Annotated in this window: 11 protein-coding genes; 5 read left to right on the top strand and 6 right to left on the bottom strand. The window is 68.9% G+C overall.

What is annotated here, in order from left to right:
• Positions 1–68: 68 nt before the first annotated feature.
• The 3 genes from GGR71_RS10340 to GGR71_RS10330 form a co-directional block, all read right to left on the bottom strand.
• On the bottom strand, positions 69–701 hold the full coding sequence (locus tag GGR71_RS10340; protein ID WP_160957398.1) for a LemA family protein: 633 nt from the start codon (positions 699–701) through the stop codon (positions 69–71).
• A gap of 83 nt (positions 702–784) precedes the next feature.
• Positions 785–1,534 (bottom strand): TerC family protein, encoded by a 750-nt coding sequence (locus GGR71_RS10335; RefSeq protein ID WP_010342213.1) that lies wholly within the window; start codon positions 1,532–1,534, stop codon positions 785–787.
• A 39-nt stretch (positions 1,535–1,573) separates the two neighbouring features.
• Positions 1,574–1,954, bottom strand: a complete 381-nt coding sequence (locus GGR71_RS10330; protein ID WP_010342212.1) for a diacylglycerol kinase — start codon at positions 1,952–1,954, stop codon at positions 1,574–1,576.
• A gap of 190 nt (positions 1,955–2,144) precedes the next feature.
• Between GGR71_RS10330 and GGR71_RS10325 the strand changes: the two genes are divergently transcribed.
• The 5 genes from GGR71_RS10325 to GGR71_RS10305 all read left to right on the top strand — a co-directional run bounded on the left by GGR71_RS10325 (position 2,145) and on the right by GGR71_RS10305 (position 9,651).
• The gene (locus GGR71_RS10325) at positions 2,145–2,861 is read left to right on the top strand and encodes an SGNH/GDSL hydrolase family protein (RefSeq protein WP_160957399.1); all 717 of its coding nucleotides are present in this window, start codon (positions 2,145–2,147) and stop codon (positions 2,859–2,861) included.
• A gap of 109 nt (positions 2,862–2,970) precedes the next feature.
• A complete protein-coding gene (locus GGR71_RS10320) occupies positions 2,971–3,654 on the top strand; it encodes a response regulator transcription factor (protein ID WP_160957400.1) in 684 nt (227 codons plus the stop codon).
• Positions 3,632–5,041 carry a sensor histidine kinase gene (locus GGR71_RS10315; RefSeq protein WP_160957401.1) on the top strand — a complete coding sequence of 470 codons (1,410 nt, stop codon included), beginning with the start codon at positions 3,632–3,634 and terminating at the stop codon, positions 5,039–5,041. Before GGR71_RS10320 ends, GGR71_RS10315 begins: the two co-directional genes overlap by 23 nt.
• A 235-nt stretch (positions 5,042–5,276) precedes the next feature.
• Positions 5,277–8,489 (top strand): efflux RND transporter permease subunit, encoded by a 3,213-nt coding sequence (locus GGR71_RS10310; RefSeq protein ID WP_160957402.1) that lies wholly within the window; start codon positions 5,277–5,279, stop codon positions 8,487–8,489.
• Complete coding sequence (locus GGR71_RS10305; RefSeq protein WP_160957403.1) at positions 8,479–9,651, top strand: efflux RND transporter periplasmic adaptor subunit; 1,173 nt, start codon at positions 8,479–8,481, stop codon at positions 9,649–9,651. Before GGR71_RS10310 ends, GGR71_RS10305 begins: the two co-directional genes overlap by 11 nt.
• Before the next feature lie 109 nt (positions 9,652–9,760).
• Here GGR71_RS10305 and GGR71_RS10300 read toward each other — a convergent pair whose 3' ends face one another.
• The 3 genes from GGR71_RS10300 to GGR71_RS10290 all read right to left on the bottom strand — a co-directional run bounded on the left by GGR71_RS10300 (position 9,761) and on the right by GGR71_RS10290 (position 12,615).
• Entirely contained in the window at positions 9,761–11,041 is a 1,281-nt protein-coding gene (locus GGR71_RS10300) for a sensor histidine kinase (RefSeq protein WP_160957404.1), read from the bottom strand.
• 108 nt (positions 11,042–11,149) lie between these two features.
• On the bottom strand, positions 11,150–11,863 hold the full coding sequence (locus GGR71_RS10295) for a response regulator transcription factor (RefSeq protein WP_003481607.1): 714 nt from the start codon (positions 11,861–11,863) through the stop codon (positions 11,150–11,152).
• Positions 11,864–11,955: 92 nt separating this feature from the next.
• Positions 11,956–12,615, bottom strand: coding sequence for an arylesterase (locus GGR71_RS10290; protein WP_160957405.1), 660 nt, complete (start codon positions 12,613–12,615; stop codon positions 11,956–11,958).
• Positions 12,616–12,674: the final 59 nt, after the last annotated feature.

Here is a 12,674-nt window from a genome sequence, read left to right as displayed (position 1 = left end):
GCCGATGCGGCAGCGCGCTCAGCCGTCACGGATGTGGAACGCACGGCCCGACCCGCCCGCGGCGGCGCTTAGTGCGCCGGCGCCGGCTGTTGCGGCTGCTGCGGCGCGGACGCCGGCTGGCCGCCGAAGTTCACTGCCGGCGCTTCGGAAATCTGCGCTTCGTTCTCCACCGAGAAGTTGGGCTTCTCCTTGTAGCCGAACAGCTTGGCGGTAAGTACCTGCGGGAAGGACAGGATGTAGGTGTTGTAGTCCTGCACCGCCTGGATGTAGCGGCCGCGGGCCACGGTGATGCGGTTCTCGGTGCCTTCCAGCTGCGCCTGCAGGTCGCGGAAGGCCTGGTCGGATTTGAGGTTCGGGTAGTTCTCGCTGACCACCAGCAGCCGCGACAGCGCGCTGGACAGCTGACCCTGCGCCTGCTGGAACTGCTGCAGCGAGGCGGCGTCGTCGGCGTTGACCTGCACCTGGCCGACGCGGGCGCGGGCGTTGGTCACGTCGGTCAGCACCTGCCGCTCCTGGTCGGCATAGCCCTTGACCGTGTTGACCAGGTTCGGCACCAGATCGGCGCGGCGCTTGTACTGGTTCAACACTTCCGACCAGCCGGCCTTGACCGCCTGGTCCTTCTGCTGGATCGCGTTGTAGCCGCAGCCGGACAGCAACACCGCCAGCGCGGCCAGGAACAGGGGGCGGGACAACAGGCGCATGCGAGAACTCCGGCAGGTGAATGCGCGCAGCTTGCCACGCGCCCGGTGAAAACGCAGCCTGCGCCGCTTAGCGGCTCAGCCGCTCACCACTTCCCGGCGCCAGGCACCTGGTGCGCAGCGGCGCGCCGGCGCATCAGCAGGTTCAGCCACTCCACCAGCACCGAGAAGCCCATCGCCGCGTAGATGTAGGGCTTGGGCACGTGCACGTCCAGGCCATCCAGGATCAGCACCACGCCGATCATCAGGATGAAGGCCAGCGCCAGCATCTTCACCGTCGGGTTGGCATCGATGAAACGTCCCAGCGGATTGGCCGCCAGCAGCATCACCGCCACCGCCAGCAGCACCGCGGCGATCATCACCGGAATGTGCTGGGCCATGCCCACCGCGGTGATCACCGAGTCCAGCGAGAACACGATGTCGATCACCGCGATCTGCGCGATCACCATCCAGAACACGCCCGAGGCCTTGCTGGTGGTGGGGTCTTCATCCTCGCCGCCGGTGATCAGCTCGCGGATCTCCATGGTGCCCTTCACCAGCAGGAACAGGCCGCCGACGATCAGCACCAGGTCGCGGATCGAGATGCCCATGCCGGCGACACTGAACAGCTCGCCCTGCATGCGCGCCAGGAACGCCAGCGACACCAGCAGCGCGATGCGGGTCAGGCACGCCACCGCGATGCCGAACTTGCGCGCGGCCGGGCGCTGCGCTTCCGGCAGCTTGCCCACCGCAATCGAGATGAACACCAGGTTGTCGATGCCCAGCACGATCTCCAACGCACTCAGCGTCAACAGCGTCAGCCAGGTGTTGGGGTCGGCGAGAAACTCGAGGGCCATGACGTCGGGTCCTTTAACGGAAGAAGAAACGGGCGGCGATCACAGCAGGCGCGGCAGCAGGATCAGGCCCCAGCACAGCACCACGTTGGCCAGCATCACGAACACGGCGGCCGAGCCCATGTCCTTGGCGCGGCCGGCCAGCTCGTGGTGCTCGGGGCCGTAGCGCTCGATCACCGCTTCGATCGCCGAATTGAGCAGTTCCACCGCCAGCACCAGCAGCAGCGAGCCGATCATCAGCACCTGCTGCACCGGCCCCTGCCCCAGCCACAGCGCCAGCGGCGCCAGGATCAGGAACAGGCACACCTCCAGGCGGAACGAGGACTCGTGCAGCCAGGCCGCGCGCAGCCCCTGCCACGACCAGCGTGCCGCCATCAGCATGCGGCGCGGCCCGCGCGGCAGATGTCCGAACTGATCGGCCACGGCTCAGCCCCGTCCCAGGCAACAGGGACGCGACGACGACGGCCGGAAGGAATCGGTCATGGGCAAGAGCGCAGCGGGATAGGCCGCAATTTTGCCACAAGCCCCGCGGCGGCGCCGGCATCGCCGTGGATTTGCCTGACATGCCGCGCCTGCGGCACCATCGCCGATCCCCCTGCTTCGAGGAGGCGTCATGTCCCGTTCGCCGCTGCGCGCACCGCTGCTCGCCCTGAGTCTGTTCAGTCTGTCCCTGCTGGGCCTGTCGCCGGCACTGGCGCTCACCCCACCCCCGCCGCCCAACGTGCCCGCGCAGGTCTCCAATGCCGCCTGGGAAGAAGACATGGCGCGCTTCGCCAAGGACGATGCCGCGCATCCGGTCAAACCCGGCGGCGTGCTGTTCGTCGGCAGTTCCTCGATCCGCTTCTGGACCTCGCTGGCCACCGATTTCCCCGGTGTGCCGACGCTCAACCGCGGCTTCGGCGGCTCGGAGATCCGCGACAGCACCTGGTACGCCGACCGCATCGTGGTGCCGTACAAGCCGCGCTTGATCGTGTTCTACGCCGGCGACAACGATCTCAACAGCGGTCGCAGCCCGCAGCAGGTGCGCGACGACTTCGTGGCCTTCGTGACCCGCGTGCACCGCGACCTGCCCAAGACCCGCATCGTCTACCTGTCGATCAAGCCCAGCCCTTCGCGCGCGGCGCTGATGCCGAAGATGGCCGAGGCCAATGCGCTGATCCGCAAGGCCGCGGCCGGCCTGAAGCAGGTCCAGTTCGTCGACGTGTACACGCCGATGCTGGGCGCCGACGGACAGCCGCGCGCCGAGCTGTTCGGCCCGGACAAGCTGCACATGAACGCCGCCGGCTACGCGCTGTGGCGCGACACCCTGCGGCCGTACTTGAGCCCCTGATACGACGATGAGCGGCATTGCGCGCCTGCATGAAGGCCGGAGGCGTGCCAGCGCGGCCAGCACGCGTCGGCGGTCGCGCTTCGCCGTCTCCGGCCTGGAGTAAGTCGGGATGCCCAGGGCCCTGGTCATCGAAGACGATGAAGTGACCGCCCGCGACATCGTCGCGGAACTCGGCGCGCACGGCTTCAGCGCCGACTGGATCGCCGACGGACGTGACGGCCTGCAGCGCGCGCTGGCCGATGGCTACGACATCATCACCCTCGACCGCATGCTGCCCGGCATGGACGGCATCGACGTGGTGTCCGAACTGCGCAAGCACGCGGTGCACACGCCGGTGCTGATGATCAGCGCACTCTCCGAGGTGGACGAGCGCGTGCGCGGCCTGCGCGCGGGCGGCGACGATTACCTGACCAAGCCGTTCTCGCCCGACGAACTGGTCGCGCGCGCCGAAGTGCTGGTGCGCCGCCACCGCAGCGCGACCGCGCCGGAAACCCGCCTGCGCGTGGCGGACCTGGAACTCGACCTGGTCCGCCACAACGCCTTGCGCAACGGCCAGCCGCTGACCCTGCTGCCCACCGAGTTCCGCCTGCTCGAATTCCTGATGCGCAGCGCCGGCCAGGTGGTGACGCGACAGATGATCTTCGAGCATGTCTGGGGTTTCCATTTCGATCCGGGCACCAACGTGATCGACGTCCACATCGGCCGCCTTCGCCGCAAGATCGACGGCAACGGCCAGCCGCCGCTCATCCGCACAATGCGCGGCTCGGGGTATGTCCTTGGTCCCGCTGAGTGACGCCTGGCGGTCGGCGACCTCGCGGCTGATCCTGATCTACGGGTCGCTGTTCGCGATCTGGTGCATCGTGCTGCTGGGCATCGTGCAGTGGGAGTCCACCCGCTATCTCTCGCACGTGATCGACCAGATGCTGGTCGCGCGCATCCACTACCTGGAACACACCGACCCCAGGCGCCTGGCCGACACGGTGGGCCAGGCCAACGCCATCGACATCCAGGGCTTCATGTGGGTCGGCCTGTTCGACCCGCAGGGACGCCGCATCGCCGGCAACATCGCCGAAGTGCCCAAGGACATGGCCGCCGATGGCAGCGTCGGCGTGGTCAACGCCAGGCTGATCGGCAGCGGGCGCAGCGGCCAGATCCGGGCGCGCGGCATCGCCCGGCAACTCCCGGACGGCCGTCGCCTGGTCGTGGCGAAGGCCAGTACCGTCATCGACGGACTGACCGCGATCATCTACCGCGGACTGTTGTGGGGACTGTCGTTGACCCTGCTGCCCGGCGTGCTCGGCGGCCTGCTGATCGCGCGTGGCCCGGCCCGACGCATCCGCGCCATCCAGCAGGCCATGCAACCCATCCACCGTGGCGATCTCAGCGTGCGCCTGCCGGTGTCCCGGCGCGGCGACGAGGTGGATCTGCTGGCGGCCACGGTGAACCGGACGCTGGGCGAGGTCGAGCGCCTGCTCGGCGAGGTGAAGGGCGTCACCGACAACATCGCCCACGACTTGCGCACCCCGCTGACGCGCATGCGCACCCGCCTGCACCGGCTGCAGCAGCAGTTCGCCGGCCGCCCGGAAGGCGCGCAGCTGGACGAATGCGTGAGCGAGATCGACACCGTGCTGACCCGCTTCCGCGCGCTTCTGCGCGTGTCGGAACTGGAAGACCGCCAGCGCAGCGCCTGCTTCTCGACGATCGACCTCGCCCCGCTGCTGCACGAGGTCCACGCGTTCTACGCGCCCTTGGCCGAGGACCGCGGCCAGACCTTCGACCTCGCCCTGGAGCCGCTGCCGGCCGTGCACGGTGACCGGCACCTGCTGTTCGAGGCGCTGGCCAACCTGGTCAGCAATGCCATCAAGTTCACGCCCGACGGCGGGACGATCCGCCTGCGCGCAGGCACCGACCAGGATGGCAACGCCCGTGTCGAGATCGCCGACAGCGGGCCCGGCATCGCCCCCGACGAGCGCCAGACGATCTTCCGCCGGTTCTACCGCGTCGACCAAACGCGCGCCAAGCCCGGCTGCGGGCTGGGCTTGGCGATCGTCAGCGCCATCGTGCGCCTGCACGGCTACACCCTGCAGGTGGGCGGCGACGCGCGCGGGGCGGTGTTCTCGCTGCTCTGCCCGCCCGCCGCGGTCGCGCCATCCGCGGGCCGCGCGCCCCGCCCTGCCTGAAACGGGCCAGACCCGGTACGCGGGTCGCACGCATCTCTCCAGGTGCCGCCACGCGCGGCTTGGCGGGGCCGGCCATGCGGCTCGCGGCGTACACCCCGGCCGGCGCACAAGTCGTTGAACCATCGAGCGTTTGCCGCCCCGGGACGGATGTCTAAATAAATCTTAATGCGGCCAGGAAGCGCGCCGCAGGCAGAATCCGCCGCGACGCAACATTCGCGCACGGAACCGCTTCTCCATGATTGGCCTTGTCCGGATCGCACTGACGCGACCGTATACCTTCGTCGTCCTGGCCCTGCTGATCCTGATCGTGGGTCCGCTCGCCGCATTGCGCACGCCCACCGACATCTTCCCGGACATCAAGATCCCGGTGATCGCCGTGGTCTGGCAGTACAACGGCCTGCCGCCCGAGCAGATGGCCGGCCGCGTCAGCTCGCCGTTCGAACGCGTGCTCACCACCACCGTGAACGACGTCGAGCACACCGAGGCCACGTCGATCCAGGGCTTCGGCATCATCAAGATCTTCTTCCAGCCCAACGTCGACATCCGCACCGCCAACGCGCAGGTCACCGCCGTCGCGCAGACCATGCTGCGGCAGCTGCCGCAAGGCACCACGCCGCCGCTGATCCTCAACTACAACGCCTCCACGGTGCCGATCATCCAGTTGGCGTTGTCCGGCAAGGGGCTCACCGAGCAGAACCTGGCCGACCTCGGCCTCAACATCATCCGCCCGCAGCTCACCTCGGTGGCCGGCGCGGCGATCCCGTATCCGTTCGGCGGCAAGACCCGCCAGGTGCAGATCGACATCGATCCGCCGGCGCTGCAGGCACGCGGCCTCTCGGCGCAGGACGTGACCAACGCGCTGGCGGCGCAGAACCTCATCACCCCGGTGGGCACGCAGAAGATCGGCAAGTACGAATACACGCTGCAGCTCAACAACGCGCCGTCGGACATCCAGGAACTGGGCAACCTGCCGGTGAAGACGGTCGACGGCGCCACGGTGTTCATCCGCGACGTGGCGCATGTCCGCGACGGCGCGCCGCCGCAGACCAACATCGTGCACGTCAACGGCGACCGCTCGGTGCTGATGACGGTGATGAAGAACGGCTCGGCCTCGACGCTGGCGATCATCGCCGGCATCAAGGACCGGGTCGCGGCGATGAAGGACGCCCTGCCGCCGGACCTGCGGATCGTTCCCATCGGTGATCAGTCGCTGTTCGTGAGCGGCGCGATCGCCGGCGTGGCGCGCGAAGGCGTGATCGCCGCGGCGCTGACCAGCCTGATGATCCTGCTGTTCCTCGGTAGCTGGCGTTCGACGCTGATCATCGCCATCTCGATCCCGCTGGCGATCCTCGGCTCGATCGCCGCGCTGTCGGCGATCGGCGAGACGCTGAACATCATGACCCTCGGCGGCCTGGCGCTCGCCGTGGGCATCCTGGTGGACGACGCCACGGTGACCATCGAGAACATCAACTGGCACCTGGAGCAGGGCAAGTCGGTGGAGACGGCGATCCTGGACGGCGCCTCGCAGATCGTGACGCCCGCCTTCGTCTCGCTGCTGTGCATCTGCATCGTGTTCGTACCGATGTTCTTCCTGGAAGGCGTGGCGCGCTTCCTGTTCGTGCCGATGGCCGAAGCGGTGATGTTCGCGATGATCGCGTCCTTCCTCCTGTCGCGCACGCTGGTGCCGACCATGGCCAAGTACCTGTTGCGCCCGCATGCGCCGCATACCGACATGCACGGCGACGGCCATGGCCAGCCGACGTCACGCAATCCGCTGGTACGCTTCCAGCGCGGTTTCGAAAAGCGCTTCGAGCGGCTGCGCGCCGGCTACTACGCCCTGCTCGAGACCGCGCTGCTGCGCCGCAGGATGTTCGTGCCCGGCTTCATGCTGTGCGTGGCGCTGTCGTTCCTGCTGCTGCCGATGCTCGGCCGCAACTTCTTCCCGTCAGTGGATTCGGGCCAGATCCTGATGCACGTGCGCGCACCGGTCGGCACCCGCGTCGAGGAGACCGCGCACCTGTTCGCCGACGTGACCGGCGCGGTGCGCAGGCTCATTCCGCCGCACGACCTGGCCGGCGTCGTCGACAACATCGGCCTGTCGTCCTCGGGCATCAACAACGCCTACAACAACACCGGCACCATCGGCTCGCAGGACGGCGACATCCAGATCGCGTTGAGCGAGGGCCACGCGCCCACCGCCGACTACGTGCGCACGCTGCGCCAGACCTTGCCGCGACAGTTCCCGTCGGTGGTGTTCTCGTTCCCGCCGGCCGACATCATCAGCCAGATCCTGAACTTCGGCGCGCCGGCGCCGGTGGACCTGCAGATCCGCGGCCCGAACCTCGCCGCCAACTTCGCCTACGCCAACCGCCTGCTGCGCGAAATCCGCCGCGTCCCGGGCGTGGCGGACGCGCGCATCCAGCAGTCGCAGGCCAGCCCCGGCTTCGCGGTGAACGTGGACCGCAGCCTCGCGCAACAGGTGGGCATCACCGAGCGCGACGTCACCAGCAGCCTGGGCGTGAACCTCGCCGGCTCCAGCCAGATCGCGCCGACGTTCTGGCTGAACCCGCAGAACGGCGTGTCCTATCCGATCGTGATGCAGACGCCGCAGTACAGCCTCGACAGCCTGCCCGACCTGCAGAACGTGCCGATCAGCCCCAGCGCGGGCCAGGGCGGCGCGCAGAGCCTGGGCGGGCTGGCGACGCTGTCGCGGACCGCTAGCAATGCGGTGGTCAGCCAGTACAACATCAATGCGACGGTGGACATCTTCGCCTCCCCGCAGGACCGCGACCTGGGCGCGGTCGCGGCCGACATCCAGAAGATCCTCGACGCCGACCAGAAGTTCCTGCCGAAGGGGTCCAGCACGGTGCTGCTGGGCCAGGTGCAGACGATGAACAAGGCGTTCGCGGGCCTGATCTTCGGCCTGCTCGGCGCGATCGTGCTGATCTATCTGTTGATCGTGGTCAACTTCCAGTCGTGGAGCGATCCGTTCGTGATCGTGACCGCGTTGCCCGCGGCGATCGCCGGTATCGTCTGGATGCTGTTCGCCACGCACACCACCCTGTCGGTCCCCGCGCTGACCGGCGCGATCATGTGCATGGGCGTGGCCACGGCCAACTCGATCCTGGTGGTGAGCTTCTGCCGCGAGCGCCTCGCCGAGCACGGCGACGCGGCGAAGGCGGCGCTGGAAGGCGGCTTCGTGCGCTTCCGCCCGGTGCTGATGACCGCGCTGGCGATGATCATCGGCATGGCGCCGATGGCGCTGGGCCTGGGCGAAGGCGGCGAGCAGAACGCGCCGCTGGGCCGGGCCGTCATCGGCGGCCTGATCTTCGCCACCGTCAGCACGCTGTTCTTCGTGCCGATCGTCTTCAGCCTCATCCACCGCCGTGGTTCCCAGCCGTCCTCGCCGACGGCGCACGCCTCCGGAGCGTCCCCGCATGTCGCCTGATCTGTCGCCCCCTGTTTCGCCGCGCCGTCTCCGCCTGGCCGGCGTCATCGCCTCGATCGTGGTCCTGGCCATCGTCGTCGCCGGCATCGCCACGCGCGCCGGCGACGCGCGCCGGCTGCGCGCCTGGACCGACGAGCAGGCGGTGCCGATGGTCACCGTGGTGACCCCGGACACCGAGCAGGGCGCTGGCGTGCTCAACCTGCCCGGTCGCCTGGAGGCGTATGCCCGCGCGCCGATCTTTGCCCGGACCAGCGGCTACCTGAAATGGTGGAAGGCCGACATCGGCACCAAGGTGAAGGCCGGCGACGTGCTCGCCGAGATCGAGACGCCCGACCTGGACCAGCAGTTGCTCCAGGCCAAGGCCGATCTGGCCAACGCCCGGGTCAACGCCGCCCTGGCCCAGACCACCGCCAAGCGCTGGCAGACCATGGGCCAGACCGAGGTGGTGTCCAAGCAGGCCGTGGACGAGAAGAATGGCGACTACGATGCCAAGCGCGCCCTGGCCCAGTCCGCACAGGCCAACCTCGAGCGCCTCGAAGCGTTGAAGGGTTTCGCCAGACTGGTGGCGCCGTTCGACGGCACCGTCACCGCGCGCGAGACCGATGTCGGCGCGCTGATCAACGCCGGCGGCGGCGGCCAGGAACTGTTCGTCGTGTCGGACACGCACAAGCTGCGCATGTACGTGAACGTGCCGCAGAGCGATGCGCCGTCGGTGCGTGCGGGCAGCAAGGTGACGCTGACCGTGCCGGAATACCCGGGGCAGACTTTCAGCGGCGTCGTCGACAGCGCGTCGGGGGCGGTCAATGCCGCCTCGGGCACCACGCTGGTCCAGGTCGCCGTGGACAATCAGGACGGCAGGCTGATGCCGGGCGGCTACGCCAGCGTGCGCTTCGATCTTCCGGCCGACGCCGCGCTGGTGCGGGTCCCGGCCAGCGCGCTGGTGTTCGACGACAAGGGCCTGCGCGTGGCGGTGGTCGATGCGCACGACACGGTCGCCTTCAAGCCCGTGACCATCGCCCGCGACTTCGGCAAGACCGTGCAGCTCGGCTCGGGCATCGCCGCCGGCGACCGCCTGATCGAAAGCCCGCCGGACGGCCTGGCCGACGGCGACAAGGTGCGCGTCAGTGCGCCGAAGGCGGATGGCGGACACGCCAAGGCGTGAATGAGGCCGGCCGGCGTTCTCCTCGAAGAGCGTCGGCCATTGCGGCGCGCCGCGCCGGCACGGGCCAGCGCCCGGGTGCCGGCCTGCGCCGACACGGACCTGCCGGCGCTCACGCGGGCGGGGCGAACCGCACCGTCGCGAGGATGCCGCCGCCCTCGGCGCTTTCCAGCGCGACCTGCCAGCCGAAGCGCTCGCACAGCCGGCGCACGATCGACAGGCCCAGCCCCGCCCCTTGCGGGCGCTCCGGCTCGGCGCGGAAGAACGGCTCGAAGGCGTGTCGCAAGGCCTCCTCGGACATGCCGATGCCGGTATCGCGGATGCGGATGCGGTCGGCCTCGACCTCGACCTCGACACGCCCGGCATCGGTGTAGCTGCAGGCGTTGCGCAGCAGGTTGCTGACCACCACGTGCAGCACCCGCGGCGGCGCGTGCAGCTTCGCCGAACCCAGCACCCGCACGCTCAGGGTCACCGGCTTGTCCGCCAGCAGTTCGCGCGCGTTCTCGGCCTCGTACTCGACCACGTCGGCGATGTCGAAGAGTTCGCTCTGCGGCACCACGTCCGCCTCGCGCGCCAGGATCAGGAAGGCGTCGATCACCGCCTCCATGTCGCGGCCGGCGCGCTGGATCCGCTGCAGGCTGCGCTGCAGGCGCGGCGGCAGTTCCTGCTCGGTCATCGCGATATCGGTGGCGACCCGGATCACCGTCAGCGGCGTGCGCAGTTCGTGGCTGGCATCGCGGGTGAAGTTGCGCTCGCGGGCGACGTGGTCGGTGACGCGCTGGGCCAGCGCATGCAGGGCGGCGGCCAATTGCCGCGCCTCGCCCTGCACGTCGGCCGGCAGATTTTCCGGCGCCAGCTCGGCGGCGACCGGATGCCGCGGATCCCAGCGCGACACCCGTCGCGCCAGCCAGTTCATCGGCGACAGCAAGCGCCGCGACACCCGCCAGGTCAGCCAGGCCACCACCAGCACCGCGATCAGGGTCAACAGGGTCGGCACCACGCCGAACCAGAACGCCAGCCGCTGCGCCGGCGCGCGCAGGAATACCAGGTACAGGCGACCGGCCGGGTTCTGGTCGACCAGCACGATCTCGCCGCCGGGGCGGTCCTCGTGCAGGCCGGGCGCCAGCGTGCGCAGGTCGATGGGCACCGCCGCATCGGATTGCCCGGCGGGCACCAGATAGCCGCGCAGGCTGTGGGTATTGGGGGGCGGCTGCTGCGGCTGCTGCGCATGCAGGCGCCAGTAGTAGCGCGCCTCCTGCTTCAGGATCGAGCCCACCAGCGAGTGCTGCACGATCGCCACCACCAAATAACTGGCAAGCGTGACCACACAGCCCGCAAACACGATGCGGGCGATCAAGGCGAGGCGAAGTTTGCGCGGCAACCCGTGCGGCATACGGCATCCGTGATCGTTGCCGCGATTATAGGAAGGCCGATCGTGAGCCTTTCGTGCAAGCGGCCCCGTTCACCGGGGCCGCTGCGAGGTCCACGATCGGGCGCCGCCTCAGCTCATCGGCTGGGCGATGTCGGCGATGCGGTAACCGGCGCTCTGCACGGTGTGCAGCAACGGGCGGTCGAACGGCTTGTCGATGATCTTGCGCAGGTTGTACAGATGGCTGCGCAGGGTGTCCGAGTCCGGCAGGCCGTTGCCCCAGATCTCGCGCTCGATTTCCTGGCGGGTGACCACGCGCGGCGATTCGCGCATCAGGATGGTCAGCAGGCGCAGGCCGATCGGCGACAGCTGCAGCTCGGTGCCGGCGCGGGTGGCACGCATGCTCACCGGGTCCAGCACCAGGTCGGCCACCTTCAGCACTTCCGAGCCCACCTGGCGGCGCTCGCGGCGGATCAGCGCGCGCAGCCGCGCTTCCAGTTCCTGGATCGCGAACGGCTTGGTCAGGTAGTCGTCGGCGCCGAAGCCCAGGCCGGTGAGCTTGTCGTCGAGCGTGTCGCGCGCGGTCAGCATCAGCACCGGGGTGGACTTGCGCGCGTCGTTGCGCAGGCGGCGGCACACTTCGATGCCGTCCAGACGCGGCAGCATCAGGTCCAGCACCACCACGTCGTAGCTGTTCTCCGCCGCCAGGCGGTAGCCGTCCAGGCCGTCGCAGGCGTAATCCACTTCGAACCCGCGGCCCTCCAGATACTCGCCGATCATCTCGGAAATGTTGCGGTTGTCCTCCACGACCAGCACGAGCCCGGATGTTTCCTTGGTCTGACGCATAACGCTTCCTCAGTCTTCAGCTTTGTGAAACATGCCGGATGTGCGGTGGTGACGGCGTGAAGGTCGCTTCATCTGCCTGAGCCAGGAAAAAACTACTGCGCGATCAGTGGCTTGAGCTGCGGCCACACGTTGTCCAAGACCTTGGGCTGGGCCGCGGCGGTCGGATGCAGGCCGTCGCCCTGCATCAGTGCCGGGTTCAGCGCCACGCCTTCGAGCAGGAACGGCAGCAGGCCGGTCTGATATTGCTTGGCCAGGTCCGCGTAGACCGCGCGCAGACGCTGCCGATAGCCCGGTCCGTAGTTCGGCGGCACGTCGATGCCCAGCAACAGCACCTTCGCGCCGGCGTCACGGCTGAGCACGATCATCTTCTCCAGATTTCCGCGCAGTTCGGCCGGACTCAGCCCACGCAACGCGTCGTTGCCGCCCAGTTCGATCACCACCACCGACGGCCGGTGCTTCTGCAGCAGCGCCGGCAGGCGGGTCAGTGCGCCGGAGGAGGTCTCGCCGCTGATGCTGGCATTGACCACCGCCGGTGGCGCCCGCATCTGTTGCTGCAGGCGCTTGTCCAGCAAGGCCACCCAGCCGGATTGCAGCGGAATGTTGTGCGCCGCGCTGAGGCTGTCGCCGAGCACCAGCACCGGCCCCGTCGCACCTTTGGCACAGGCGATGGCGGGCAGCAGCACCCACCATGCCAGCAGCAGCCAGACGCGGCGCGTCCAGGCCCGCTTGCTTCTCGTCTCGTCGCCACGCATCCGGAGATTTCCTCATCGACAGTCAGGCCCCCACGCTTCGCGCCGCTATCGCCATCGAC

This window comes from Xanthomonas sp. F1 (genome assembly GCF_014199855.1).
This window is presented reverse-complemented; position numbering and strand designations above follow the sequence as displayed.